The organism is Rhodococcus sp. 14-2483-1-1 (assembly GCF_002259335.1).
GTDB lineage: Bacteria > Actinomycetota > Actinomycetes > Mycobacteriales > Mycobacteriaceae > Rhodococcoides.
Genome location: NZ_NPFX01000014.1, coordinates 690,887 through 716,574 on the forward strand (window position 1 = coordinate 690,887; position 25,688 = coordinate 716,574).

Here is a 25,688-nt window from a genome sequence, read left to right on the forward strand (position 1 = left end):
TCAGATCCGGACGGCACCCGCCAGGGCCGCGGCCTGCTGGGCTCGCTCGACCACTCGATCGCGCGAGGAATCGATGTGGGCGAGAAGTAGTTCCAGAGCCGTATCGAGGGTCCCCGCCAATACGTGCTCGACGATGTCGATGTGCTGATCGATCGCCGAGACGACGGCCGATGCATCGAGTCCGCCGAGTATCCGTACCGGACGTACCTTGGCATTGACGGCGCACAGCGCCTCGGTGAGTGCCGAATTGCCGGACGCCGCAAGCAATGTGACGTGGAAGTTCTCGTCCAGCGCCACCAGGTCGTCGGTGGTGTCGGGTGGGTCGGTGCGTAGCGCGACCCAGGTGTCCAGCAGAGTCGACAGTGCTGCCCGATCGAAGGACTGCGACGTCGAACGTGTGATGCCGCGGGCCTCGAGTGTGGCCCGTAACTCGTAAAGATCGGGCAGGTCGCCGAGTCGGGGTCGATAGGCGTGCAGGCCGGCCTCGTCGCGGGTGACGAGGCCGTCGGCCTGCAACCGTGCCAGGGCCTCCCGCACGGGAGTGCGTGAGACCCCGTACAACTCGGCGAGACGCTCCTCGCCGAGCCGCTCGGTGGAGCTGATGGCACCGGAGATCAGATCCCGGCGCAGTGACGAATAGACCTTCTCGCGAAGGTCACTGCGCGGCACGATTCGTCCGGTCAGATCGCCATGGCTGCGCGCACGTCGGCCTCGGACTCGCTACCGCCGACGCCGGTCGAGGTGATGCGGCCGGCCTCGAGGATGTAATAGTTCTGCGCCGACTCGAGGGCGAAGCCGATGTGCTGCTCCACCAGTAGCACTCCGAGACCACCGCGGCGAGTGAGCTCGAGGATGGTGCGTTCGATCTCGGCGACCACCGACGGCTGGATACCCTCGGTCGGCTCGTCGAGAATCAGCATCCGAGGTTCGGTGATCAATGCCCGCGCGATGGCGAGTTGCTGGCGCTGCCCGCCCGAGAGCAATCCCGCTCTGCGGCCGAGCAATTCCTTCAACGCCGGGAACAGGTCGAGTGCCTCGTCGATCAGTGCCTTGCCGCGCTTGCGGCCGTCGGCCACCACCTGCAGGTTCTCGGCCGTCGTCAACTGGCCGAAGGACTGCTGACCCTGCGGCACGTAGGCAAGGCCACGGGCGACGCGAGCGCTGGGTCGCAACGCACTGACGTCCTCACCGTCGAACATGACCTTGCCGGAGTTCACTTTCAACAATCCGACCGCTGCGCGCAGCAGCGTCGTCTTGCCCGCACCGTTGTGGCCCATCACCGCGGCCACACCGTCGGCCGGAACCGTCAGCGAAGCACCGTGAATCACTTCGCTGCGGCCGTAACCGGTACGCACATCGACCAGTTCAAGCATGACCGGCTCCCTCTTCTGCGATCTGTTCGAGTTCCTCGCCCGCCGCTGCGGTGCCGAGGTAGACCTCCTGGACCTTCGGGTCGGCCTGTACCTCGGCCACTGTGCCCTCGGCCAGAACGCGTCCGGCAGCCAACACCGTCACCGAGGTGGCGAACATGCGCATGAAGTCCATGTCGTGCTCGACCACCACCACGGTCCGCTCACCGCCGATGCGCTGCAGCAGCTGGCCCGTCTCCTCGCGTTCCTCGTGGCTCATGCCTGCCACCGGTTCGTCGAGCAGAAGCACGTCGGCGTTCTGCACCAACAGCATTCCGATCTCGAGCCACTGCTTCTGACCGTGCGCGAGGATTCCGGCCGCCTTGTCCCTTTCGGCCGTCAGACCGATGGTCTCGAGGGCCTCCTCGATGGCAGGCAGCACCGATCCGCGACGACGCAACATCGTCAGTACCGATCGTCCGGATCCGGCGGCGATGTCCAGGTTCTGCAGCACCGTCAGATTCTCGAAGATGCTGGCGGTCTGGAAGGTTCGGCCGATGCCGAGCCTGGCGATCTGATGCACCTTCTTGCCCAGCAGTTCGACGCCGGACTTGGTGACCGAGCCGGTGGCCGGAACGAGACCGGTGATGGCGTCGATCAGCGTCGTCTTGCCGGCACCGTTGGGCCCGATGAGAAAGCGCAGATCGCCCTGCATCAGCGTCAGATCGACGTTCGTGTTGGCCTTGAAGCCGTCGAAACTGACGGTCAGATCGCGGACTTCGAGGTATTGACTCGACATACCGGCGTTGCCGCCGAACGTGGGCTGCGGGCCTTCGACATGAATCATCGTGCGAGTTCCTTCTCTGGTTCTGCGCTCGACTCGGGGACCGATTCGGCTTCCTGCTTTCGCTTGCGCAAGGCGAAGAGTCCGGCGATGCCTGCGGGGAAGAATCCGACGACCACCACGAACAGCAGACCCTGCGCGTACGTCCAGCCGGACGGGAACTGCTCGGACAGTGTGGTCTGAGCCCACGCGACCCCGAGGGCTCCGAGGACCGGGCCGAGAAGGGTGGTGCGGCCGCCGATGGCGACGCCGATGAGGAACGCGATGGACGGGACGATGCCGACGTCGTTGGGGGAGATGATGCCGACGATCGGAACGAACAGTGCCCCGGCCAGACCGGCGAAGAAGGCCGCGGCGACGTACGCCACGATCTTGACGTTGGCCGGGTCGTAACCGAGGAAGCGGACGCGCTCCTCCTGATCACGCACCGCCACCAGCAGCTCGCCGTAACGCGAGTACATCAGCTGGCGGGTGATGGCGACGACGGCGAGCAGCACGCCTGCGGCGATGAAGAAGAGCATCTGCTTGTTCGCGGGGTCGTTGAGGTTGAACCCGAAGAACGTGCGGAACCTGTTGAGCCCGTTGGATCCGCCGGTGCTCTGCTGTCCGATGAGCAGGATGGCGAAGGCCGCGGCCAGGGCCTGGCTCAGGATCGCGAAGTACGCGCCCTTGACTCGGCGCTTGAACACGCCGAGGCCGAGAACCAATGCCACCAGGGCCGGCACGAACAGGATGCCCAGGATCGTCGAGATGGGTGAGGTGAACGGCACCCAATACGAGGGCAATTCACGGATACCGGCGATGGACATGAAGTCCGGTACGTCGTCGCCGCGTAGATCTGCATCGGAAATCTTCAGGTGCATGGCCATGATGTAGGCACCGATACCGAAGAACACGCCCTGGCCGAGAGTGAGCATTCCGCCACGACCCCAGGCCAATCCGATTCCGACGGCCACGATCGCGTAGCAGATGAACTTGCCCAGCAAATTCAACCGGAAGTCGCTGAGGACGGCCGGAGCAACGGCGAACAGCAGGATCGCGGCGAGGGCGAATCCCAGTAGAGCGCCGCGCTTGGCGATGAACTCGCTCATACCAGGCTCCTTGTCTTGACGGCGAACAAGCCCTGCGGGCGGGCCTGCAGGAAGATCACGATGAGGACGAACACGATGACCTTGGCGATCGAGGCCGTGGTGCTGTATTCGATGAACGAGTTGAGGATTCCGAGGGCGAAGGCGGCGATCACCGCGCCCTTGATCTGGCCGAGTCCGCCGACGACGACCACGAGGAAGGCGTCGATCAGATAGCTCTGTCCAACAGTGGAACTGGTGGATCCGATCAGAGTCAGTGCCACGCCCGCGACTCCCGCCAAACCGGAGCCGAGGAAGAACGTCGAGATGTCGGTCCTGCGGCTCGAGATGCCCGAGGTCTCCGCGAGATCGCGGTTCTGCACCACCGCGCGGATGCGTCGACCCATCGCGGTCTTCTTCAGTGCGATCGACAGTGCGACCACGGCGACGACCGCGAGGACGAGAATGAAGATTCTGGTCTTGGGCACCACGGCACCGAGAATGTCGACGCCGCCGCTCAGCCATTCCGGGGAGACGACGTTGACCGCCGGAGCGCCGAAGATGTCGCGAGCGAGCTGCTGCAGGATGAGCCCGACGCCGAACGTGACGAGCAGGGTGTCCAGTGGACGGTGGTACATGCGCTGGATCAGCGTCACCTCGAGCAGCACACCCATCGCGCCGCCGACGAGGAAGCCGACGATCAGCGAGATGAACAATGATGCGCCGCCGGTCGAGACGATCTGCTGCACAACGTAGGCCGTGTACGAACCGGCCATGATGAACTCGCCGTGCGCCATGTTGATGACGCCCATCTGACCGAACGTCAGTGAGAGCCCGAGGGCGGCGAGCAGAAGAATGGATCCGATCGACAGGCCGGTGAACAACTGTCCGATCACGACGTCCATGGGGGAGCTCCTTCGGAGCATGTGAGTGGAACCTCGTAGCAGGCTACGAAGTTCCACTCACATGGGTGGTGGTCAGTTGAGGTCGGAGGCCCAGTCGTAGGTCTCGAGGAACGGGTCGGGTGCAATTGCTTCGGGGGACTCCCACACCGTGTAGATCAGTCCGTCGGGGCGGATCTCACCGATGCGGGCGGTCTTGGAGATGTGGTGGTTGTCGCCGTCGATGACGACCTCACCCTCGGGAGCGGCGAAGCTGACGCCGTCGGCCGCGGCCTGAATGTCGGCCACCGCAAAGGAATCGGCCTTCTCGACGGTGTTCTTCCAGAGGTAGACCGACGTGTAGGCGGCTTCCATGGGATCCGAGGTGGGCTTGTCGGCACCGTACTTCGCCTTGTAGTCGGCGACGAACTTGGTGTTCTCCGGGGAGTCGACGGTCTGGTAGTAGTTCCAGGCGGTCAGCTGGCCCTCGATGTTGGCTGCTCCGATGCCCGCCACTTCCTCCTCGGCGATGGACACCGAGATGACCGGCATGTCAGCAGCTTTGAGGCCGGCGTTGGTGTACTCGCGGAAGAACGCGACGTTGGAGTCGCCGTTGAGGGTGTTGAACACCGCGTCGGCGTCGGCGGAGCGCACCTTGTTGACGATGGTGGAGAAGTCGGTCGAGCCGAGCGGGGTGTAGTCCTCGCCCTTGATCTCGATTCCGTTTGCCGCGGCGTAGGCCTTGATCTCGCGGTTGGCCGTCTGCGGGAAGACGTAGTCGCTACCGACCAGGTAGAGCGACTTGACGCCCTTCTCTTTCAGGTAGTCCAGGGCGGGAATGATCTGCTGGTTGGTGGTGGCACCGGTGTAGAAGATGTTCTTGGACGCCTCGAGGCCCTCGTACTGCACGGGGTAGTAGAGGAGAGCGTCGTTGTCCTCGAACACGGGCAGCATCGCTTTGCGCGACGACGAGGTCCAACCGCCGAAAACTGCTGCGACACAATCGCTGCTGATCAGCTTCTCGGCCTTCTCGGCGAACACAGTGGGCTCGGACGCGCCGTCCTCGGCGACGACCTCGATCTGCTTGCCGTTGACGCCGCCCGCTGCGTTGATCTGCTCGACGGCCAGCGCGATCGAATCACGCACCGTCACTTCGCTGATCGCCATGGTGCCGGACAGGGAGTTGAGCGAGCCCACCTTGATGGTGTCACCCGAGGTGTCCACGCACGAGGTGGCTGTGCTGCCGCCGCCGTCCGCGGAGGTGGTGTCGCTCGCCTTGCTGCCGCAGGCGGTGGCGACCAGGCTCAATGCAGCCAGAGCTGCGGGAACGACCATGACGCGCTTGACGGACATGCGCTTCGAGACAGCAGGCATCTACGGCCCTTTCGGAGTTTGTATACAGAGGTGTATTCGCGATTGCGAACAGTAAAGGGAAGTTATTGCGCCGGTATGTTGCGCGGTGACGAGTCTGTTTCCCGCGTTACGTCGACGTAAAAGCAGGCGAGTGACAATCATCCTTGACATTTTTTGACAAGCAGAGTTGACTTTCGGGAAATCCGTAGCCCAAAGGAAGGGTCGATCATGAGTGCATTCGTCACAGCAGCCCGATTCGTCGGAGACCTCGACGACGAGTTCTATGCCGACGAGCTGCAACGCGAAATCTGGAACGAGGCCTCGGCCGTCGGATTTCAGTCTCTACTGTGGATCGGACTGATCGGTGGCGCGGTCCTGCCCTACGCGGCGGGTGTCACCGGAGCGTGGATGGCGCTCGGCCTGTTCTTCGTGCTGATCTCCGTGTCCTTCGTGGTGTTGGGATACGCCAGGGAGCGAGGGATCGACATGTACGCCTCGCAGAAACTTCGACGCTCGCGGATAGCGTTCGCCGGACTGCTCTTCTTTCTCGCCGGTGCAGGAGCGGCCCTTCGCCTCCTGGCTCACTACGGCGGTGGCAATCTTCAGTCCTTGTGGATCGGGGCTGCGATCGGTGCGCCGGTGGGGCTCGCCGCTGGAGTGGTGGGTATCAAGAATCGGCGGCGTCGGGTGCAGGAGGCCGAGCGCGCCGCCGAGAAGGCCGAACTGCTCGGGTTCGGCCCGAACAAGTGACGTGCATTCTGTGAACCGTCCCTAGACCTGGGGTTACAGGATGTAAGGATACGTAAAGGTATCGGTTTCGATCAGTCCGTTCGCAGATCCGCCGTCCGGGAGGTATGTTCTGTCCGATGACATCACGATTGTCCGGTGTCAGCGGCTGTTGCAGGGCTGGTCGGACGCGGGTTCGTAACGTGGCCGAGCGTGCGCCCGATGATAAGAGAGGCTCGGTTCGAGGCCGATGACGATGTGCACTACCAATCCGCCCTTCGTCGCGCCACGAAGTACCAACGAGACCACGTCGGACGTTCACCTCACGGTGGAGCACGCTAACAGGGAAGTCGAGGCCGTGCGCAGAGACAAGAGCTACCTCAGACTCGTTGGATCGAGCACGCCGCAGCCCACCATCGAGGTTCAGGGCGGACCCAAGACCATCACCGTTCACGTCGACAACGTCCTGCCGGGTCAGATGTGCGAGATTCTGCACAACGGCATGCTGTCGCTGAGCCACCGCGTCACCGTCGGCGACAACATCTCCAGCATCGACATCATCACGTTCGCCCTCAAGCCGGGCGAATACAACGTGTCACTCCGTCTCGACGGACGCTTGGACTGCGTCACCGAGGCGCAGACCGTTGTCGTCGGCGAGCAGTTGGAAGTTCGACGCAGCTCGTAGGACTTCCGAACGCCGACCGTCAGCCGCGATCGCGCGCCGACGGTTGGTGCTGGGTGATGCAGTGGATGCCACCGCCTCTCTCGAACAGTGGCCTCGCGTCCACGCTCACCACCTTTCTTCCTGGATAGGCGTCTCGCAATACCGCCGCTGCCTCACGGTCGGCCGGGTCGTCGTAGCTGCAGGCAATCACGCCGCCGTTGACGACGAGATGATTGATGTAGCTGTAGTCGACGAATCCATCCGCATCCCGCAACGTCTGCGGAGCGGGCACCTCGACGATGTTCCACTCTTCACCCGAGCCACTGTGAGTGGCGCGCAGAGTGTCGATGATCAGCGCGCTGACCTCGTGATCGGGGTGAGCCCGGTCTCGTTGACTGTGCACCAGAACGGTTCCAGGAGACGGGATGGCCGCGACGATGTCGACGTGGCCACGGGTGCCGAACCGCATGGAATCTCGCGTCAATCCGCGTGGCAGCCAGATGACATGCTGCGCACCGATGGTCCGCGCCAGCTCCGCCTCGATGTCGGCTTTCGTCAGGCTCGGATTGCGACCGGGATCGAGTTGCACGGTTTCGGTGACCAGTACCGTGCCTGCGCCGTCGACCGCGATGCCGCCGCCCTCGTTGACGATGGGTGACGTAATCCTCTGTACTGCAGCCTGATCGGCGACGAACTCGCCGATGCGGCAATCCTTGTCCCACTGCGCCCAGTCCTGTGCGCCCCAGCCGTTGAAGATCCAGTCGACGGCAGCAACCGAACCGTCGTCCGAATGAACGAATGTCGGGCCGATGTCGCGCATCCATGCGTCGTTCAGCGGTGCTTCGACGATGTCGATATCGCGAGAAAGGTACGTCGCGGCCACCGCGCGCTCGGCCGGATCGACGACGACGGTCACCGGCTCGAACTCCGCTACCGCATGCGCGACGGCCGCCCAGGTGGAGCGGGCCTCGTGCTTGGCTTCCGGATCGTCGCCGAGGGAGTAGCCCTCGCACGGGAACGCCATCCACACCTTGTCCTGCGGTGCCGTCTCGGACGGCATCGTGTATTGCTTTGCGGCCGTGGTCACTTGATCACCGGCGTCGCAGCGTGTCCGTCGCCGTAGGGGGCGTCCGAGCGCACCGGCTCGGTCAGGCGTGAGTAGGTGTCCGGTCTGCGGGTGAGCAGAAAAGGAAAGAGCTCCAACCATTCTCGACGCTGATCGAGGTCGAGATCCGCGACGAGCACGGCTGGTTCGTCGCGCGGTGCCTGAACCAGGATGCGGCCGTAGGGATCGGAGATGAACGACGATCCGTAGAACGTGATCTCGCCTTCGTCGCCGCACCGGTTGGGCACCACCATGAACAGGCCGTTGGAAATTCCGTGTCCGACGATGACGTGCTGCCACAGCGGCTGGGTGTCGAACGCCGGGAACGACGGCTCGGACCCGATGGCCGTCGGATAGGCGAGTATCTCGGCACCGCCGAGTGCGTAGCTGCGTGCGACCTCGGGAAACCACTCGTCCCAGCAGGTGGGTAGACCCACCCGGGCACCACCGAGTTGCTCCGGTGAGTAGACGGGGTACGGGTCGTCGGCCGGGCCGGGGCGGAAGTAGGTGTCTTCGTAGTAGCCGGCCGAGATGGGGATGTGCAGCTTGCGGGTTCTGGCCAGTAGTTCGCCGGAGGGCGAGACCATGATGGAGGTGTTGAAGCCCAATCCGTCTGCTGCCTCGGACTTCTCGTACAGCGAGGCATGGACCACGATGCCGTTGGCGGCGGCGGCCTCGGCTGCCAGACCGAATGTGGGCCCGGTCGTCAGATCCTCGGCCGCGCGGCCGGGGTTCGCACCGGCGGGGGTGTCTGCCGGGTAGCGCAGCAGGGTGATCTCGGGCAGGAAGACGACCTGCGCCCCGAGGCCTGCGGCTGTGGAAATGGCCTCGAGCAGTTCGCCTTTCGATGCAGCTGCATCGGGATTCCAACGATGCTGCACCAGACCGACCCGCAGTGGCGGCCGATCGGTCGGGGTGGTCCGGGTCAGCGCCTCGGGAGGCGTGAGGTTCGTGAGGGTCAGCATGTCGCTCTCCTGTTAAAACGAATGTGATTCGTTAAGTATCGTTGATGTCTGCCCCGAACGCAACGGATACGGGAGAAATGCTGTGGGAAGACCGTCGGCACCCCTTCTCGACGTCGATCGCATCACGACGGCGGCCCTGACTCTCGTCGAAGAGTCGGGTGGATTCACCATGCCTCAGCTGGCCAAGAAGCTGAAGGTCAGTCCGTCCTCGCTCTACAACCACGTGTCCGGACGTGACGAGATCATCGAATTGCTGCGGGGTCGGGCGATGTCCGAGGTGGAGATGCCGGAGGCCGGTATGCCGTGGCGTGAGGCGCTCGCCTGGATCGCGCGCGGGTATCGAAACAGCTACGGGCGCTACCCACGGCTGATTCCCTTGCTGACGGCTCAGGCCGTGAACAGCAGCGCTGCGTTCGGGATGTACAACACGTTGGCTCGGGTGCTGACAGATGCAGGCTTCGCGCCTGCCGACGTGCTCCGCATCATCACCGTGCTCGACAGTTACGTGTTGGGTTCGGCCTTGGATCTGGCAGCTCCCGAAGCACCGTGGCTCAGTAGCCGCGACGTGGAACCGGAACTGAAAGCGGCACTGGACGCTGCGGGGGAACTGCGCGAGCGGTCCGAGGATGCCTTCGAGTTCGGGCTGCAGGCTCTCCTGATGGGCCTCGAGCCGCGGTAGTGATGCCGCGCCATTGTTGATGACAAGAAGGCTTGACATTTCCTGACAAGTCAGCTTGACTTTTGTCATGAACAACGCGCTGAAAACAAATGCGGTGCGTGAACACCGCAAAGCTGCGCGGCTGACCCAGGCGGAGCTAGGTAAGGCCTGCGGGGTTTCCCGGCAGAGCATCGTCTCCGTCGAAGGCGGCGACTACGCACCGAGCGTCTACCTGGCACTGAAGCTGGCCGGGGCATTGGACACCACTGTCGAAACATTGTTCGGAAACGAGGAGTGACATGAGCACATTCACCAAGACCATGCGAATCGTCGGCGATCTGGACGACGAGTTCTACGACGACGAACGCCAGCGGGATGTGTGGAACGAAGCCTCCGCCATCGGTTTTCAACTGTTCCTCTGGGCCGGCCTCATCGGCGGTGCAATTCTGCCATGGGCGGCGAACACGACCGGAGCGTGGATTGCGCTCGGCATTCTCGTCGTCTCCACGCTGATCAGCTTTGCGACGATCGGCTATTCGGCGGTCCGCGGGGTGAACATCTACACCGCAGCAAAGGCCGGACGGCTTCGAGGGATCGTTGTCGGTGTGATCGCAGCGGTCGGCTACGTCGGAGTCCTCGTCAGGCTGCAGTCGGACGTCTACTCGCAGGTGAGCTCGTGGGCTGGCGCAGCCGTGGGTGCCGTGGCCGGGGGCGGCGTCGTCGCATTGATCATCTGGCAGATGCGTAAGCGCAACGCGCGTTTCGAGGCAGAAGAGATCTGAGCAGCAGTCCTGGGTCGGTCGTCGACGAGTAGCGATCCAGCGTCGATGTCCGTCACGCGCTGCCCTCGTCATGGCATCGTGGCCCGGTGCGCGCACGCACAGCTTGACCTTGACGCAACGTCAATGCAGATCATCGAAGCATGAGTCGCATCCGTGTTGCTGTTCCGCTGTACATCGGTGGCGCGTCGTTGTCGCTTTTCGGCAACTCGGCCATCACTATCGTCCTGCCCTGGTTGGTGCTGGCCACGACAGGAAGCCTGGCGTCGGCAGGTCTGATCGCTACGGCGGCGGGCATCGCGGCGGTGCCGGCAACGTTCGCCGGTGGTCGACTGATCGACCGATTCGGGGCACGCAACGTGGCCGTCGTCTCCGATCTCGGCAGTGCAGCTGCAGTATTCGGTCTGATCGTTGTGAGTGCGACGGTGGGGTTGTCGGTGCCATGGTTCGTGGTGCTGGGAGTGGCAGGCGCTGTCTTCGATGTGCCGGGGATGACGGCTCGTCAGGCTATGCTCGCCGACGTCGCGTCGATCTCGGGGACGTCGGTCACGGCGGTGGCCGGGTTCTTTCAGACCGGTTTCTCGCTGGCGTTCCTGGCCGGGCCGGCTCTGGCGGGTCTGCTGTTGAGCGTGCTGGATCCGATCGACGTCGTGGCCGTCACCGCCGCTTCGTCGGCGGCCGCTGCGGTGCTGACTGCGTTGGTTCCGGTCGTGGGGCAGGCGTTTGCGGCGGGTGCCGCGGGGTCGGGGAGTGCGCTGGACCTGATCCGTCGCACGCCCGCGCTGCGGGCGATGCTGCTTTTCGCATTCCTCGCGAGTTTGGTCACCCCGCCGATGATCAGCCTGCTGCTGCCCGGCCACTTCAACGAGATCGGCGAACCCGGGCAGCTCGGCCTGGCCATGTCGGCGTTCGCCGTCGGTGCCTTGGCGGGGTCGGCCTTGTTCGCTTTTGTGGCCGCCCGATCGCGACGGGCCACGTTCGTGACGGGAATGGCTGCGATGACGATCGGTATCTGGCTGTTCGCACAGCTGCAGGGGTTCTGGATCGTCGCGGCCGGGATGCTCGTGATGGGTCTCGGATCCGGGCTGTTCGGTCCGATCTGGAATGTCTACGTGGCCGAACAGGTCCCCGCAGATGTTCGGGGGCGCGTCCTCGGCTGGTTGAACATGAGCGGACTCGTGGCCGGTCCGATGGGGTTGGGACTGATGTCGGTGGTGCTCCTCGGCGGCGATCTCGGTCTCGGGGCCGTCGTCATGGGAGTCGGATGGACAGCTGTTGCTGCCTATGCGGTGCTGAGTCCGGGTGCGCGTGAGCTGACCGAACCGGTGCAGCACTCTGCCGGAGTGGACGGTTGATCGGCAACAATGGTCGCCATGCTGCGTATCGGTGAGCTGGCTTCCTATGTGGGAGTGACGACCCGAACCGTGCGGTTCTACCACCAGCAGGGGCTGTTGGACGAGCCACGACGCGACACGTCGGGTTACCGTCTGTACGACGGGGAGGCCGTGCTGCGACTGTCACGTGTTGTTGCTCTTGCCTCGGCCGGTGTGCCACTGGCGCGCGTCCACGAGCTACTCGACGCCTCGCAGGAAACACTCGACCTCGCCTTGCTCGAGATCCACGCCGACCTGAACAGCAGGATCGAACGTCTGGAGAAAGATCGCGACAGACTGGGGCTGTTGCGCGCGGGCGACGCGCTGGTCCTTCCCGATCTGATCGTCGGCCTGATCCAGCACCTGCGCGACGCGGGCATCGATACCGGAGTGGTCGATCACTATCGCGACGCCTGGATACTGACGTATGCCGTCTACCGGCCCCGGCTCGATCCCTGGCTGAATGAGTTCGGTGCCGTCATGCTCAGGGACCCGGGCTATCTGGCACTCATGGTGCGCTCTTTTCGAGCAGCCGAGCTCGAACCCGAGGACCCACGGATCCAGGAGCTCGCGGACGACACGGTCGAATGGATGATCGACACCTGGGCCAGTAACGCCCGCGAATGGTCGTTCGAGCGCGGTCTCGACGACCCTGCGGCCAACGCACTACTCGCGGAGCAGTGGGCCGACCGGCCTGCCTGGGTGCGCGTCACCGAGCTGATCATGCAAGGTCTGCAGGAGCGCGGCATCGAGCATTCCCCACCCTGACGAAGGCCAGGGGGATCGTCAGTCTTCGACGATCAGTGACGGAGTATCGCGGCGGAGAATGTCGCCCTTGAAGAACTCCGGCTTGCGCAGTGCCACCACCAACATGATGACGATGCCGAGAACGATGATCCCAACGCCGATGAGGAAGACCATCCCGATGCCGAACAGTGATGAGCCGCTACCGAACTCGGGATCCCACGCATCGACCGAGGTCTGCACGAACACCACGGCCATCCCGACCCCGCCGAGTAGCGGCGCGAGGAACTTGAAGAACACGTTGCGCGTGCTGGTGAACAATTCCTCGCGGAAGTACCAGACGCAGGCGAACGCCGTGATGCCGTAGTAGAAGCAGATCATCAGTCCGAGTGCGGCGATGGTGTCGGTGAGTACGTTGTCGCTCACCACTCGCATCACGGCGTAGAAGCCGGCCGACGCGCCGCCCGCCACCAGCGTCGCGAAGCCTGGAGTGCTGAATCGCGGCGTGATGGAAGCGAACCGCTTCGGTAGTGCCTGATAGTGGCCCATCGCCAGCAGAGTGCGCGCCGGTGAGATGAAGGTGGCCTGCAACGAACTGGCCGAGCTGCTCAGCACGGCGAGCGAGAGCAGAACCGCGAACGGTCCCATCACCGGCCCAGCGAGAGCCGCGAACACGTTGTCGGTGGTGTCGGGATTCTGCAGTCCGTTCCCGGTGTCCCCGGTGCCGGCGAACAGCAGGGTGGCGACCGCGGTGAGCAAGTACAACACGATGATGAAGAACACCGTCACCAGAGCGGCGCGGCCGGGAATCTTTGCGCTACCGGACGTTTCCTCGTTGACCGTCAGACAGACGTCCCAGCCCCAGTACATGAAGATCGACAGCGACAGGCCGGCCGTGAATGCGGAGAAGCTCGGAATGCCGAACGGATCGAACCAATCCAGGCTGAACGAGATGTCGTCGGCCCCGTCGCCTGCACCCACCTTGACGAATGCGGCAACGATGAACCACGCCATCACCAGCAACTGGAAACCGAGCATCGTGTACTGAACCCGCTTGGTCTCCTGCATGCCGCGATAGCAGAGCCATGCCGACAGAGCCATGAACACCAGGCACGTGACGATGTTGACGAGCTTGTTGCCGGTGAGGTCGGCCACCGAATCGTTGCTGGTGACCTGCGCGAGAAAGAGATAGAAGAAGTCGACGGCCACCCCGGCGAGGTTGGAGAGCACGATGATGGTGGCCGCGATCAGACCCCACCCGCCCATCCAGCCGACGTAGGGGCCGAAGGCCTTGGACGCCCACGTGAAGGACGTACCGCTGTCGGGTTCGGCCGCGTTGAGTTCTCGATAGCCCAACGCCACCAACAACATCGGGATGAAGCCCACGATGAAGATCGCCGGCAGGTGCACCCCGACCTCGGTGACCGTCGGCCCGAGCGATGCCGTCAATGCGTACGCGGGTGCGATGGTCGAAATGCCCAGCACGACACTCGCGAGCAGTCCGAGCTGGCCGGCCGACAGGCCCTTGGACTCGACGTCCACTACCTTGTGCTCATTCATCGCCGGCCTCTCTCGGAACAACGATCATCGGAACGGGGACGACCCGAAGCATCTTGGCGGCAACCGATCCCAGGAAGAGCCGGTGAGGCTGCGCGAGTCGAGACGAGCCCACCATCAACACGTCACCGCCGTGCCAGTCCAGCGAGGAGGCGGCCTTCTCGATGCCGGAACCCTCGGCCACCGTCAACTGCACCTCCGAACCGTCGGGCAGTCCGGCTTGTACGGTGCGCAGCACGTCCTCGGCCTTGGCGAGACCTCCTGGCCCCGGTGCTGATCGCTCATCTGCGGAAACGAGGGAGAGCAGGCGCAGTGGCAACTCGGCGGTGGCAGACAGGTCGGTGGCCGCCTCGACGAGTTCGGCTGCCCCCGGACGATTTCCGATGGCGCAGGTGATCTCGCGAATGCGCTGCGGGGGAGAGTGCCGATACCCGCGCGGTGCCAGCGCGAGGGGCACGTGCGCGACGTGCAACAAGTCGCTGGTGACGGTGCCGATCGAGTGGCGTCCGAGCAAACCGTCACCGGCCGCGCCGACGACGATCATGTAGGCGTCACACTCGTCCACACAGTCGAGCAGGCCCTGTGCGAACGACTCGTCGAACAGCAGGTGAGTACGAGCCTCGACGTCCTCGGGCACCAATTTCAGTGCCTCGTCCAGCCAATCGGTGGCCTGGTCGATCAAGATGTCGTCGTAGGCCGCCTCGACCGGCGCCTTGGACGGCACCGGACGCTCCTGCGGCAGCACCAGGCAGATGTCCAGCGAGGCCTGCAGCGAACGCGCGAGCGTTGCGCCCAGGGCGATTCCGTCCGCGCCACTCGGTGTTGCCTGGTACCCCACGATCAGACGCATGGGCGGACCTTCCCTGAGTTCGGGCGAGCTAATGACAGGTGCTACCGGGATCGGTATGGCACGACTTCTGCTCCGACGCCACAACGTCGAGAGAAGGGTTTCGATCGAAGAACCCGAAGGGTTTGAGCCAGAACGAGACCGTGTCCGCGGGCATCACCGGCCAGTCCTCCGGCCGGGTGATGTGGTGGATGCCGAAGGTGTACCAGACGACGACATCGGTGTTCTCGATGCTGCGATCCTTTTCGGTCCACTCCGGCAGGCCGTGATCGATACCGCTCTGGTTGACGAATTCACCACTGGGCCAACGCTCGTCGCGCGAGTTGGGGGTGACCCACACGGTGTGGCCGATCACCTGGGCGCGCTGGAAGATCGGCGACGCCGGATCGAACATCGACGGAATCGCCGCACCCGGAACCAACTTGTAGGCGGGACGCGTGCCGAGACCGTTGGTGACGTTGTCGTTGACGACCTTCCATGCCTTCTGGGTGTTCCAGTCGTAATCCTGCTTGCCCTCGGACTCGGTGGTCAGGGGAGTGTTGACCTGAGTGAGTGCGAGGCCGTACGGATTGTCGGGGCCCATCGGAACCCGTTGCGTCTCACTGGCATACACGGTGTTCTCGGTGCCGTCGATGTCCAGATCGAGCCGGGCGACGAGAAAGTGCTGGTGATACGGCGCGTACGTACGGTTGTCGACCAGCGTGCCCGACGACCATGATGCCCGTCGCGCGCACCTCGCACTCGATATTGCCGTCCTGGTAGAACCGCCAGTAGACGAGGTACTCGTAGTTGGCGACCGTTGCGTGGAAGCTGACCGTGAGCCGGCGCATGCGCCGTACCTCGGCTCCGGCGTCGTGATCGACGTGCTTCCAGAGCACGGCGTTGTCTTCCTCGTGGATGCAGATCGCGTTGGTGATCGTGTACGGCTCACCCTTGCTGTTGTGCAGCACCGCGTCGAGGTAGCGGATCTCGCCGAGGCAGTCGCAACCGAGCTCGAGCGAGGTGGTCATGAAACCCAGTCCCCACTCCCCGATGTCGAAGGCGGTGCGCCGATAGTGATCCTCGGTGTGATCGCGATAGGGAACGACCATCTCCGCGAACGACATTCGATTGGCAACGGAGCGCACGTTTCCGTTGTCGTTGTAGCTGACGGCATGCAGTGTCATGCCCTCGCGATAGTTGAATCCCACGCGCAGCGACCAGTTCTGCCACGTCAACTTGTTGCCGTCGAGCTCGAACGAGGGCCCGTCGGATTGAGTGATCTCGAGGGGCTTCAGCGGCGGACGCGTGCTGGCGTTCCTGATTCGCTCCGGGATGTGGCGAGGGACATACTCGCCCATGATCTCCGGCCGCTCGACGCGATACGTGTCCTCGATCTCGAGCAATTCCATCGTGTTCACGTCGATGACGCAGTGGAACCCGCCGACCGGCCCGGCGTAGGGATTGGCACCCGCCGCGGCCTTCACCCAGGTATCCGACCAGCCGAGGCGTCGACCCTTGTACTTCTCCGGAGTCACCGCCTCGCCGTAGGTCCAGGTGTCCATGAACACCAGATCCAGATCGGTGATGCCTCTATCGGCAAGGGCAGCAATCACATCGGGGTGGGCACGCAGGGCCTCGTCGGCCTCCTCCCACTCGTCGACGGTGAAGTTGGGCTGCACGTCCGGAATGTGCGTCCACGATTCGGTGGTGCGATCGTCCAGCGACACCACGGCCTTGAAGGTCGTGTTCTCGTTGCGGTTCAACACCACTGACACCGCCCGACGCGCAGGCACGGTCCCATCCGCGTCGAACGCGGCGATCTCGGGCTTGGCCGGTTCGATCATCTCGATGGAGGCATAACGCCAACCGTCGCCGACGCCGTGATCGCGACCGAGAACCTCGGCTACGGCGGTGAATTCGTCGCTGGACAGGGGATCGAGGGGATGAGAGGTCATGCGATGGTCTCCGTCGAGCTCATGACGTGCTTGATGCGGGTGTAGTCCTCGACACCGTAGGCCGAGAGGTCCTTGCCGTAGCCGGAGTACTTGAATCCGCCGTGCGGCATTTCCGCGACCAACGGGATGTGGCAGTTGACCCAGACGGCACCGAAGTCCAGAGCTGCCGAGATGCGCAGTGTGCGTGCGTGATCAGAGGTCCACACGCTCGATGCAAGGCCGAAGTCGACGTCGTTGGCGAGAGCGATCGCCTCGGCCTCGTCGGAGAACTTCTGCACCGTGAGAACCGGGCCGAACGTCTCCTCCTGCACGATGGGATCGGACTGCTGCACGCCCGTGATGATGGTGGGCTCGAAGAAGAAACCCTTGTCGCCGATGCGCTTGCCGCCGGTGACGATGGTGGCATGTGCGCCGATTCCGTCGACCTTGGCGCTCACCTGGCCGAAGTGGTTGACGTTGTTCAGCGGCCCGAGGAAGGTATCGGGGTCGTCGGGGAGGCCGACTTTCAGTGTCTTCGCCTTGGCCACAAGGGCATCGACGAGGGTGTCGTGTACCGACTCGTGCACCAGAACGCGGGTGACGGCCGTGCAGTCCTGACCGGCGTTGAAGAACGCGGCCTCGGCGATGCCGTCGGCTGCCTTGGTGATGTCGACGTCGTCGAAGACGATCGCCGGTGCCTTACCGCCGAGTTCGAGGTGCGCCCGCTTGAGCTGCTTGGCCGCGGCCACCGCCACCGCGATGCCGGCGCGGACGGATCCGGTGATCGACACCAGTCCGGGAGTCTTGTGTTCGACGATTGCCGCACCGGTGCCGCCGTTGCCGAGGACGATGTTGAGTACGCCGTCCGGAACGATGCCCTTCGAGAGCTTGGCCAACACCAACGTGCTCTCGGGGGTGGTGTCACTGGGCTTGAGCACGATCGTGTTGCCGGCGGCCAGCGCGGGCCCGATCTTCCAGATCGCCATCATGAACGGGTAGTTCCACGGGGTCACCTGGCCGACGACGCCGATCGGTTCGCGGCGCACGTACGAGGTGAAGCCGTCCATGTATTCGCCCGCGGACTTGCCCTCGAGCATCCGGGCGGCACCGGCGAAGAATCGGATCTGATCCGCGCCGACCGTCACCTCCTCGGCGGCAATGGTGGCCTTGGGCTGGCCGGTGTTGCGGCTCTGCGCTTCGACGATCTCGTCGCTGTGCGCCTCGATGGCGTCGGCGAGCTCGAGCAGCACCTTCTGTCGCTCACTCGGGGTCGTCTTGCCCCAGGTCTCGAATGCGCTGGCGGCAGCCGACATTGCGGCCTCGACGTCGGCCGCGTCGGAGATGGGGGAGTGGGCGACGACCGTCTCGTTCACCGGGCTGATCACATCGAGCATCTCGGTGCCCGAGGGCGTGACGAACGCCCCGTCGATGTAGTTCTGCAGGACAGGCACCGTCATCTCACAACCCCTAGCGTCGTCACTCCACCAATATTTCGGTTCTGCAAAGCCTGCACCTACGGACGAGACTTCGCCACCCGACAACATGTCCAACATTCGCCGAAGGATCAGGACGAAATGTCACGGTTGTCGGCGAGCGCTCTGACCCCGGCGATATACGTCTCGAGACCGAGCTTCTCGAACGCCGGACGGGAGGTGGGATCGCCGAGATGTTCGGCCGACGCCAGGATGTTCGGGAACTCTTCGGGATCGAGAGATTCCATCGTCGAGGCCACCTCCCACTCGACGTGTGCCCGACGCTCGGGCTCGACCTCGACACCGGTGAACAAGGGCTCGGTGATGAGCGAGATGGCGACCCGGACGCCATGGCGGGCGAGTTGGGTGGCGTCGGGAAGGGAGAAGCCGGCCTCGCCGAGGGCTTTCAGAGCCAACTCCATGGCCTCCCTACTGTTGGGGGAAAACAACATTCGAGGAACAACGATGTCGGCTGCGCCCGGGTGGGCTCGCAAGGCGCGCATGAAGTCCTCGAGCACGGTGCGTAGCTGCTGCCACCACGGGGCGGCGGGATCAACGGTGAGCTCGAGGTCCTGGCAGACGCGGTCGCCCATGGCATCGAGTAGCTCGTCCTTGTTCTTGACATGCCAGTAGATCGCCATGGGGGAGACGCCGAGTTCGGTCGCGATCTTGCGGATAGTGAGCGAGTCCAAGCCGTGGCGATATGCGACGTCGAGAGCGGCGTCGACGACGGCAGTCCTGCTCAGGCGCGGCATCGATCGAACTATACAGGTGTACGAGTCGGTGCTAGCGTGACTTGTACTTAGTACGAGAAAGGGGTGGGCGGTGGACGACGTCATTCTTGTCGGCGGCGGAATCATGAGCGCAACGCTCGGGACGCTGCTGCAGAAACTGGAACCGACCTGGTCGATTCGGGTGCTCGAGCGCCTTCCTCGGGTGGCCGCGGAAGCATCCGACGGGTGGAACAACGCCGGAACCGGGCATGCCGGTTTGTGCGAAACCAACTACACGACAGTGCGATCCGACGGTTCCGTCGACATCGACCGTGCCGTGCGGATCGCCGAGCAGTTCGCAACGACTCGGCGTTTCTGGGCGACGTTGCCCCAGGCCGACTTCGTGCGCCCCGTGCCGCACATGACTCTGGTCCAGGGTTCCGACAACGTCGAGTTTCTCCGCGCTCGGCATCACGCGCTGAGCAGTCACCCGATGTTCGAGGCGATGGAGTACACCGAAGACGCTGCGGTGCTGCAGCAGTGGTCACCGCTGGTTGCCGAGGGCCGCACCGGCAGCTGGGCTGCGACCCGAGACGTGACGGGTACCGACGTCGACTTCGGCGCAGCGACGCGGCAGCTGTTCGACGCCATGACTTCGGCAGGGGCCAGCGTGGAGACCGGACGGGAAGTACGTGGGCTTTCGCAGGATCGGGATGGACCCTGGCGACTCGACGTCCGAGGTGGTCGACCGGTGGAGCGCGCCCGATTCGTGTTCCTCGGTGCCGGGGGTTGGGCCCTGAAGTTACTGCGCAGAGCCGGAATTCCCGATGCGCGTTGCTTCGGGCTGTTGCCGATCAGTGGACAATTTCTGCGCTGCGACCGGAGCGAGGTGGTCGATCGCCACGACGCCAAGGTGTACGGGACGCCGCCCATCGGCGCGCCACCGATGTCGGTTCCGCACCTGGACACTCGCATCGTCGACGGGCAGCGCTCCATCCTTTTCGGCCCGTACGCAGGCGCGAACCCGAAATTCCTGAAACACGGATCGCTGCTGGACCTTCCGCGTTCGATCAGCCGAGACAATGTCGGATCGCTGTTGTCGATGGCCCGAGCCAACACGCCGCTGATCAGGCTGCTGCTCTCGGAGTTGACCGCCACCCGAGGGAAGAAGATTGCCGCGCTACGCGAGTTCGTGCCGAGTGCCGACTCGGCAGACTGGTCGATCGTCAGTGCCGGTCAGCGTGCCCAGATCGTCAAGAACGGCGAACTGCGGTTCGGCACCGAAGTGGTCGCCTCGCAGGACGGCACGATCGCGTCTGTACTCGGTGCGTCACCGGGCGCATCGACGGCCGTACCCATCATGATCGAGGTGCTGAACAGATGCTTCCCCGAACGACAGTGGGACTCGCGCCTACGCGAGTGGCTCACCGGCTAGCCTGAGGCGGTGACGGACACAGAGGTGGGATACCGGCAGACCGCCGACGGGACCTGGGCTTTCATGCGGCCGCCCGGCAGTTGGGGACAGACCAACACCGGACTGATCGTGGGGCCCGGTGGCGCGTCGATGTTGATCGACACCGTCTGGGACACGAATTGGGCAGCGCGCGTTGCCGCCGATACTGCCGAACTGATCGTCGATGCGCCGATCACCGAAGTGCTCAACACCCATTCCGACGGCGATCACTGGTGGGGAAACGACTCGGTTCCCGCCTCTGCGCGCATCACCACCAGCGCCGCGTCGTTGCACGCGATGAAGGAAGAGACACCACCCAAAGGGGTGGACGCGTTCGCCTCCTTCGGCGGCAAGATCGGGTGGATACCCGGACCGGTCGGAGCAATGGGCTCGTACATGAACCGAGTCCGCGGCGATGCCACCTTCCCCAGCGCACTGCCGCGGCTGCCCGACCACACCTTCGAAACCACCGAAACCATCGACGTGGCAGGGCGATCCGTCCACCTACGCTACCTGGGACCGGCGCACACCGAGGGCGACCTCATTGCTCACCTACCCGACGTCGGAGTCGTGTTCGCCGGCGATCTGCTGTTCATCGACGCCACACCGGTGCTCTGGCACGGACCGCTGCAGAACTGGATCGACGCACTCGACCACCTCCTCGAACTCGATGCAGCGCTCTACGTTCCCGGCCACGGCCCTCTGTGCGGCACCGACGAGATCCGCGCCGTCCGCAACTATTGGACCTGGGTGGGGGAGGCCGGACGCAGCTGCTTCGACGCAGGGCTCGGATCGACCGAGGCCGCTCTGAACTTGCTGAAATCAGGCGAATTCGGGCAGTACGCCCACTGGGACTCACCGGAACGACTCATCCTGAGCATGAGCACCCTCTACCGCCTGTGGCGAGGCGAGCCGCCCGCGCCACCCACGCTGACGCGTCGAGCACGGGCGTTCGCGGATGCGGGGCGGTTCTTGCGGGAGCGGTAGCTTTCGAATCATGCCGAGCGCAACTGTGGCGCGTCGGCGATGGCAGGGGCACTCTGGAGTCCGTGACCTCCTCTTCGGCCTCGTGGGTTCAGCAGCGCTACCGCGATCCTGCTCTGACAGCGTTGGCGCACACGAACGAGACCATCGACGTTCTGCTGTCGCATCATTCGGTGCGGACGTTCACCGGGGATCCGATCGACAACGCGACGATCGAGACGATCGTCGCTGCAGCCCAATCCGCGCCGACGTCGTCGAACCTGCAGGCCTGGAGCGTGATCGCAGTACAGGACCCGGCGCGCAAGAAGCGCCTTGCGGCGCTGGCGGCGAATCAGGCGTTCATCGCCGATGCGGCGGTGTTCCTGGTGTTCGTGGCCGATCTCGGGCGGGCCCGACGCCTCGCCGCCGGGCACGACGCCGAGCTCGGTGGTGCCGACTACTTCGACAGCACGATTCTCGGTGCCATCGATGCTGCACTCGCCGCGCAGAACGCCGTCGTCGCCGCGGAGTCGCTCGGATGGGGCACCGTATACGTCGGGGCGGTGCGCAACGCACCCGACGAGATTGCTGCTGAGTTGGGGCTGGCCGAACAGTCGATCCCGGTGGTGGGCTTGGCCATCGGCCGGGCGGGCGACGAGACCGCCGGGGTGAAGCCGCGGTTGCCCATCTCCTCGGTGCTCCACCACGAACTGTACGACCCCCAGTCAGCGGACGCGGCCGTGCCCGTCTACGAGCAACGACTTGCGGAATACTATGTAACGCAGGGCCGTACGGCATCCTGGACCGCGTCGGTGTTGTCCCGCTTGCGGAGCGGCGAGGCGATCGGCCCGCGCGTGACACTCAGAAAGTCGTTCGAATCGCTCGGCTGGAAGTCTCGGTAGCACTATGCGCTTTCAGGTCCTCGACATCGTGTTCAACCCTCCCCATCCGGTCACCGGTGCAGTGGTGACTCCGGCCGACAGATTCGACCGGTTGATCGAACTTGCCGTTCTCGCAGAAGAACTGGGGATCGACTCGTTTTCGGTGGGAGAACGGCACGCGGGAGACGTGCTCTCGTCCTCCCCGACGGTCATTCTCGGCGCGCTCGCCCAGGCCACGCAACGCATCCTGTTGTCCACCGGCGTCACCGTACTGTCGGTGTTGGATCCGATCCGCATTGCCGAAGACCTCGGCACCATCGACCAACTGAGTCGAGGTCGACTCGAAGTCGTCATCGGCAAAGGCAACGAGGTACTGCAATACCCGCTGTTCGGACTCGACATCGCGCGCCAGTACGAGTATCTCACCGAAAACTACGAACTGCTCCGCAGACTGATCCGTGAGGAGCACGTGGATTGGACCGGCCGGCATCGACATCCGTTGTCCGACGCCACGACGCTGCCCAGGCCTTTCGACGGCCCCTTCCGGATCTGGCACGGCTCGGCCACCTCGGTGGAGGCGGTCGATCTGGCCGCCGAGTGGGGGGATCCCATCTTCACGGCAAATGCATTGCAGCCCAGGGAGAACTACAAGACTCTGATCGACCGCTACCGCGAGCAGTACCTTCATCACGGGCACGACCCGGACAAGGCCTACGTGGGTTCGGGCTCCGGAGGACTGTTCCTCGGTGCGACGACCGAGGCTGCCGTTGCCGAATATCGGCCGATCTACGAGGGCATCGTCGCGCAGCAGGACAAGCGCACCCACGACCCGGCGGCCAAAGGTAAGGTGACGAGCTTTCGGACCATCGACGACGCCGTCGCGCGGGGGCCGGCCCTGGTGGGTTCCTCGGAACGGGTCGCCGCGAAGATCCTCGATTATCACGATGCGTACGGGCATGACCTGCAGTCGGTTTCGATCAACCACGTCCTGGACTTCGAGCGTCAGAAGGACACGTTACGACAGTTCGCCGAGGAAGTGATTCCGTTGGTGCGGGCCGAGGTGACGACCACGCTGTGGACGACCGAGGACAAGGACCGCGCCCGGGGATTCACTGCGACCTGAACCGCGCCGTCGCAGTCGCCGCGTGAGCGAACAACGTGGTCGGATCCGCTGCGTCCGCAGAGGGTTCGAGTACGACGGTGGTGGCACCGGCATCGATCCAGCGTTGGATATCGATCGTGGCTGCATCCGAATCGGATCCGACCGACACGTAGACGACCACGTCGTGGTCGGGTCCACCGTCGATGTGGTCGATGGCTGTACGAACCTGTTCCGGTGTCGTCTCGCTGGTGAGAATTGTTCCAACACTGTGTCGACCGCTCAGGGCGAGCGTCTTCGGCCCGGTCGCACCGACGAGAAGGGGCGGTGGTTGCAGCGGCGGCCAGTTCAACTTCACCTCGTCGAGCGAGACATAACGACCTTGCACAGTGACCATGTCGCCCGCCAGCAGACTCGTCAGCGCGGTCATCTGCTCGCTCAGCAACGTCAGAGGAGACTGCACTCGCGCGCCGATCTGGCCCATCCACGACTGGACGCCGTGACCTAGTCCCACACGGAGCCGACCCGGGTGGACCCGAGCAATGGTGGCAATCTCCATCGCTGTCGACGCCACGTTCCGCATCGGAGTGGGCAACACCCCGATGCCGACGTTCACCCGATCGGTGCTCGCGAGAATCAGTGCAGCAGTCGACAGTCCGCCGGAGAAGAAGCAGTCCTCCCACAACCACACTTCGTCGACGCCCGCGGCGTCGGCTGCGCGGGCCGCTTCGACCAATGCCTCCGGAGCAATTTCCGGTCTGAGTACAACGCCGATTCGCGTCATGGGAATTCTCCTTCTTCTCAGCGAACGAGATACGGGGACACCGAACTTCGGTGCTCGTCGATGTCGAGGTCCTTGCCCAGCGGCGGGAAGGCGCGTTGTGGGCAATTCGAGCGTTCGCAGACCCGGCAACCCGCTCCGATCGGCGTGGCAGCTGCCGAGCCCTGCACATCCAGGCCGTCGGCGTACACCAGCCTTCCGGCGTGGCGGAGTTCGCAACCGAGGCCGATGGCAAAGGTCTTGCCCGGCTGGCCGTAACGCGCGGCTCGACGCTCCACAGTGCGTGCGATCCACAAATAGCTGCGGCCGTCGGGCATCTCGGCGATCTGCGTCATGATCTTGCCGGGATAGGCGAACGTCTCGTACACATTCCACAGAGGGCACGTGCCGCCGCTCGACGAGAAGTGAAAGCCGGTGGCGGACTGCCGTTTCGACATATTGCCCGCGCGATCCACCCGGACGAACGAGAACGGCACACCCCGCAACTCCGGTCTCTGCAAGGTGGAGAGTCGATGGCAGATGGTCTCGTAACTGACCGAGAAAAACGCCGAGAGCCGCTCGATGTCGTACCGGAAATCCTCGGCTACGTCGTGGAAGTGGTGGTACGGCAACACCGTCGCGGCAGCGAAGTAGTTCGCGAAACCGAGCACCGCCAGCTTCTTCGACGACTCGCTGGAGAAATTGCCTTCCTCGGCCATCCTGTTCAGCAGATCTCCGCATTCGAGGTAGGCCAGTTCGGCGGCGTACCTGAACACCTTCTGTCCACCCGACAGATGTGGTGAAATCTCCAGCACTCTGGTCTGCGGGTCGAAACGGTGCAGCACGTTCTCGCCGAGGTCGATGCGATTGACTATCTGCACGTCGTGCACCGTTCGGAGCCGCTTGGCGATCTCACCGCCCACGTCGGCGCGATGGAATCGGATCCTTGAGGTCAGTGCCTCCGCCGCAGTGTCCAGATCGTGTAGATAGTTCTGTCGCTGATAGAAGTAGTCGCGCACTTCTTCGTGAGGCTTGCTGATCGAACCACTGCCACTGCCGTCGGAGAAGCGTTCCTCGGTCGCGGCCAGCAGCTGAGCCGTCGTATTGCGGTATCGGCGGTGCATGTTGACCATTGCCCGCGCCAACTGTGGGTGCGAGCTGACCATCTGGGCGATCTCGTGTGCGTCGGCGTCGATGCCCATGTCCTGATCGAGCGCTACTTCACGGAGTTCGGCAACCAACCTGGTGTCGTCCTCGGAGGAGAAGAACGACGTGTCGACGCCGAACACCTCGGAGATCCGGAGTAGCACCGGCACCGTCAGCGGGCGCACATCGTGCTCGATCTGGTTGAGGTAGCTGGCGGAGATCCCCAGCTTCTGTGCCAGCGATACCTGACTCATGCTGCGTTCGCTGCGGAGCTGCCGTAGCCGCACACCGACGAAGGTCTTGGACACATCGCCAGGCTACGCCTGCGAAGAAATGCCTTAACACCGTTCGCAACTAGCTGCTGGATCACAAT

The 25,688-nt window shown here is 64.0% G+C and carries 25 protein-coding genes and 1 pseudogene; 11 read left to right on the top strand and 15 right to left on the bottom strand.

Annotated elements, in window-relative coordinates:
• From CH294_RS14610 to urtA, 6 genes are all read right to left on the bottom strand, one after another.
• The gene (locus CH294_RS14610) at window positions 1-669 is read right to left on the bottom strand and encodes a GntR family transcriptional regulator (RefSeq protein WP_032401809.1); all 669 of its coding nucleotides are present in this window, start codon (window positions 667-669) and stop codon (window positions 1-3) included.
• Between the two features lie 11 nt (window positions 670-680).
• Window positions 681-1,373 (bottom strand): urea ABC transporter ATP-binding subunit UrtE, encoded by a 693-nt coding sequence (gene urtE / locus CH294_RS14615; RefSeq protein WP_032401810.1) that lies wholly within the window; start codon window positions 1,371-1,373, stop codon window positions 681-683.
• Window positions 1,366-2,196 (bottom strand): urea ABC transporter ATP-binding protein UrtD, encoded by an 831-nt coding sequence (gene urtD / locus CH294_RS14620; protein ID WP_032380315.1) that lies wholly within the window; start codon window positions 2,194-2,196, stop codon window positions 1,366-1,368. Before urtD ends, urtE begins: the two co-directional genes overlap by 8 nt.
• Window positions 2,193-3,284, bottom strand: coding sequence for an urea ABC transporter permease subunit UrtC (urtC, locus tag CH294_RS14625; RefSeq protein WP_094703958.1), 1,092 nt, complete (start codon window positions 3,282-3,284; stop codon window positions 2,193-2,195). The genes urtD and urtC overlap by 4 nt, the downstream gene beginning before the upstream one ends.
• Window positions 3,281-4,165, bottom strand: a complete 885-nt coding sequence (urtB, locus tag CH294_RS14630; RefSeq protein WP_027498414.1) for an urea ABC transporter permease subunit UrtB — start codon at window positions 4,163-4,165, stop codon at window positions 3,281-3,283. The genes urtC and urtB overlap by 4 nt, the downstream gene beginning before the upstream one ends.
• A 72-nt stretch (window positions 4,166-4,237) precedes the next feature.
• On the bottom strand, window positions 4,238-5,515 hold the full coding sequence (urtA, locus tag CH294_RS14635) for an urea ABC transporter substrate-binding protein (RefSeq protein WP_032401813.1): 1,278 nt from the start codon (window positions 5,513-5,515) through the stop codon (window positions 4,238-4,240).
• Between the two features lie 207 nt (window positions 5,516-5,722).
• On the opposite strand from urtA, the gene CH294_RS14640 reads away from it, so the two are divergent.
• Entirely contained in the window at window positions 5,723-6,244 is a 522-nt protein-coding gene (locus tag CH294_RS14640; protein ID WP_094738325.1) for a hypothetical protein, read from the top strand.
• 334 nt (window positions 6,245-6,578) lie between these two features.
• Complete coding sequence (locus CH294_RS14645) at window positions 6,579-6,905, top strand: hypothetical protein (RefSeq protein ID WP_141216510.1); 327 nt, start codon at window positions 6,579-6,581, stop codon at window positions 6,903-6,905.
• Window positions 6,906-6,924: 19 nt separating this feature from the next.
• Here CH294_RS14645 and CH294_RS14650 read toward each other — a convergent pair whose 3' ends face one another.
• Window positions 6,925-7,944 carry an agmatine deiminase family protein gene (locus tag CH294_RS14650; RefSeq protein WP_094609617.1) on the bottom strand — a complete coding sequence of 340 codons (1,020 nt, stop codon included), beginning with the start codon at window positions 7,942-7,944 and terminating at the stop codon, window positions 6,925-6,927.
• Between the two features lie 23 nt (window positions 7,945-7,967).
• A complete protein-coding gene (locus CH294_RS14655) occupies window positions 7,968-8,954 on the bottom strand; it encodes a nitrilase-related carbon-nitrogen hydrolase (RefSeq protein ID WP_094703959.1) in 987 nt (328 codons plus the stop codon).
• 82 nt (window positions 8,955-9,036) lie between these two features.
• Between CH294_RS14655 and CH294_RS14660 the strand changes: the two genes are divergently transcribed.
• The 5 genes from CH294_RS14660 to CH294_RS14680 all read left to right on the top strand — a co-directional run bounded on the left by CH294_RS14660 (window position 9,037) and on the right by CH294_RS14680 (window position 12,532).
• Complete coding sequence (locus CH294_RS14660) at window positions 9,037-9,633, top strand: TetR/AcrR family transcriptional regulator C-terminal domain-containing protein (protein ID WP_249305274.1); 597 nt, start codon at window positions 9,037-9,039, stop codon at window positions 9,631-9,633.
• A 67-nt stretch (window positions 9,634-9,700) separates the two neighbouring features.
• Window positions 9,701-9,910 (top strand): helix-turn-helix transcriptional regulator, encoded by a 210-nt coding sequence (locus tag CH294_RS14665; RefSeq protein WP_094703960.1) that lies wholly within the window; start codon window positions 9,701-9,703, stop codon window positions 9,908-9,910.
• A 1-nt stretch (window position 9,911) separates the two neighbouring features.
• Entirely contained in the window at window positions 9,912-10,394 is a 483-nt protein-coding gene (locus CH294_RS14670) for a DUF2029 domain-containing protein (protein WP_094738327.1), read from the top strand.
• A gap of 140 nt (window positions 10,395-10,534) precedes the next feature.
• The gene (locus tag CH294_RS14675; RefSeq protein WP_094738328.1) at window positions 10,535-11,746 is read left to right on the top strand and encodes an MFS transporter; all 1,212 of its coding nucleotides are present in this window, start codon (window positions 10,535-10,537) and stop codon (window positions 11,744-11,746) included.
• A gap of 18 nt (window positions 11,747-11,764) precedes the next feature.
• On the top strand, window positions 11,765-12,532 hold the full coding sequence (locus CH294_RS14680) for a MerR family transcriptional regulator (RefSeq protein ID WP_170944725.1): 768 nt from the start codon (window positions 11,765-11,767) through the stop codon (window positions 12,530-12,532).
• A gap of 18 nt (window positions 12,533-12,550) precedes the next feature.
• Here CH294_RS14680 and CH294_RS14685 read toward each other — a convergent pair whose 3' ends face one another.
• The 5 genes and pseudogenes from CH294_RS14685 to CH294_RS14705 all read right to left on the bottom strand — a co-directional run bounded on the left by CH294_RS14685 (window position 12,551) and on the right by CH294_RS14705 (window position 19,055).
• On the bottom strand, window positions 12,551-14,068 hold the full coding sequence (locus CH294_RS14685; RefSeq protein WP_032380325.1) for an APC family permease: 1,518 nt from the start codon (window positions 14,066-14,068) through the stop codon (window positions 12,551-12,553).
• Entirely contained in the window at window positions 14,061-14,915 is an 855-nt protein-coding gene (locus CH294_RS14690; protein ID WP_032401819.1) for a universal stress protein, read from the bottom strand. Before CH294_RS14690 ends, CH294_RS14685 begins: the two co-directional genes overlap by 8 nt.
• Window positions 14,916-14,943: 28 nt before the next feature.
• A pseudogene (locus CH294_RS14695) lies at window positions 14,944-16,849 on the bottom strand (primary-amine oxidase).
• Complete coding sequence (locus CH294_RS14700; RefSeq protein WP_094738330.1) at window positions 16,846-18,285, bottom strand: gamma-aminobutyraldehyde dehydrogenase; 1,440 nt, start codon at window positions 18,283-18,285, stop codon at window positions 16,846-16,848. Before CH294_RS14700 ends, CH294_RS14695 begins: the two are co-directional and overlap by 4 nt.
• A 107-nt stretch (window positions 18,286-18,392) precedes the next feature.
• The gene (locus CH294_RS14705) at window positions 18,393-19,055 is read right to left on the bottom strand and encodes a TetR family transcriptional regulator (protein ID WP_170944726.1); all 663 of its coding nucleotides are present in this window, start codon (window positions 19,053-19,055) and stop codon (window positions 18,393-18,395) included.
• Window positions 19,056-19,125: 70 nt separating this feature from the next.
• Here CH294_RS14705 and mqo point away from each other — a divergent pair, with 70 nt between their 5' ends.
• The 4 genes from mqo (at window position 19,126) to CH294_RS14725 (ending at window position 23,433) form a co-directional block, all read left to right on the top strand.
• On the top strand, window positions 19,126-20,448 hold the full coding sequence (gene mqo, locus CH294_RS14710) for a malate dehydrogenase (quinone) (RefSeq protein ID WP_212709796.1): 1,323 nt from the start codon (window positions 19,126-19,128) through the stop codon (window positions 20,446-20,448).
• A 9-nt stretch (window positions 20,449-20,457) separates the two neighbouring features.
• On the top strand, window positions 20,458-21,453 hold the full coding sequence (locus tag CH294_RS14715; RefSeq protein ID WP_249305276.1) for an MBL fold metallo-hydrolase: 996 nt from the start codon (window positions 20,458-20,460) through the stop codon (window positions 21,451-21,453).
• 62 nt (window positions 21,454-21,515) lie between these two features.
• The gene (locus CH294_RS14720) at window positions 21,516-22,331 is read left to right on the top strand and encodes an NADPH-dependent oxidoreductase (protein WP_094738332.1); all 816 of its coding nucleotides are present in this window, start codon (window positions 21,516-21,518) and stop codon (window positions 22,329-22,331) included.
• A gap of 4 nt (window positions 22,332-22,335) precedes the next feature.
• Window positions 22,336-23,433 (top strand): LLM class flavin-dependent oxidoreductase, encoded by a 1,098-nt coding sequence (locus tag CH294_RS14725; protein ID WP_094738333.1) that lies wholly within the window; start codon window positions 22,336-22,338, stop codon window positions 23,431-23,433.
• Here CH294_RS14725 and CH294_RS14730 read toward each other — a convergent pair.
• Together CH294_RS14730 and ramB are read right to left on the bottom strand one after the other, a co-directional pair.
• Complete coding sequence (locus CH294_RS14730) at window positions 23,420-24,193, bottom strand: LLM class flavin-dependent oxidoreductase (protein WP_094738334.1); 774 nt, start codon at window positions 24,191-24,193, stop codon at window positions 23,420-23,422. The genes CH294_RS14725 and CH294_RS14730 overlap by 14 nt on opposite strands.
• Window positions 24,194-24,210: 17 nt before the next feature.
• On the bottom strand, window positions 24,211-25,623 hold the full coding sequence (gene ramB / locus CH294_RS14735) for an acetate metabolism transcriptional regulator RamB (RefSeq protein ID WP_094609479.1): 1,413 nt from the start codon (window positions 25,621-25,623) through the stop codon (window positions 24,211-24,213).
• Window positions 25,624-25,688: the final 65 nt, after the last annotated feature.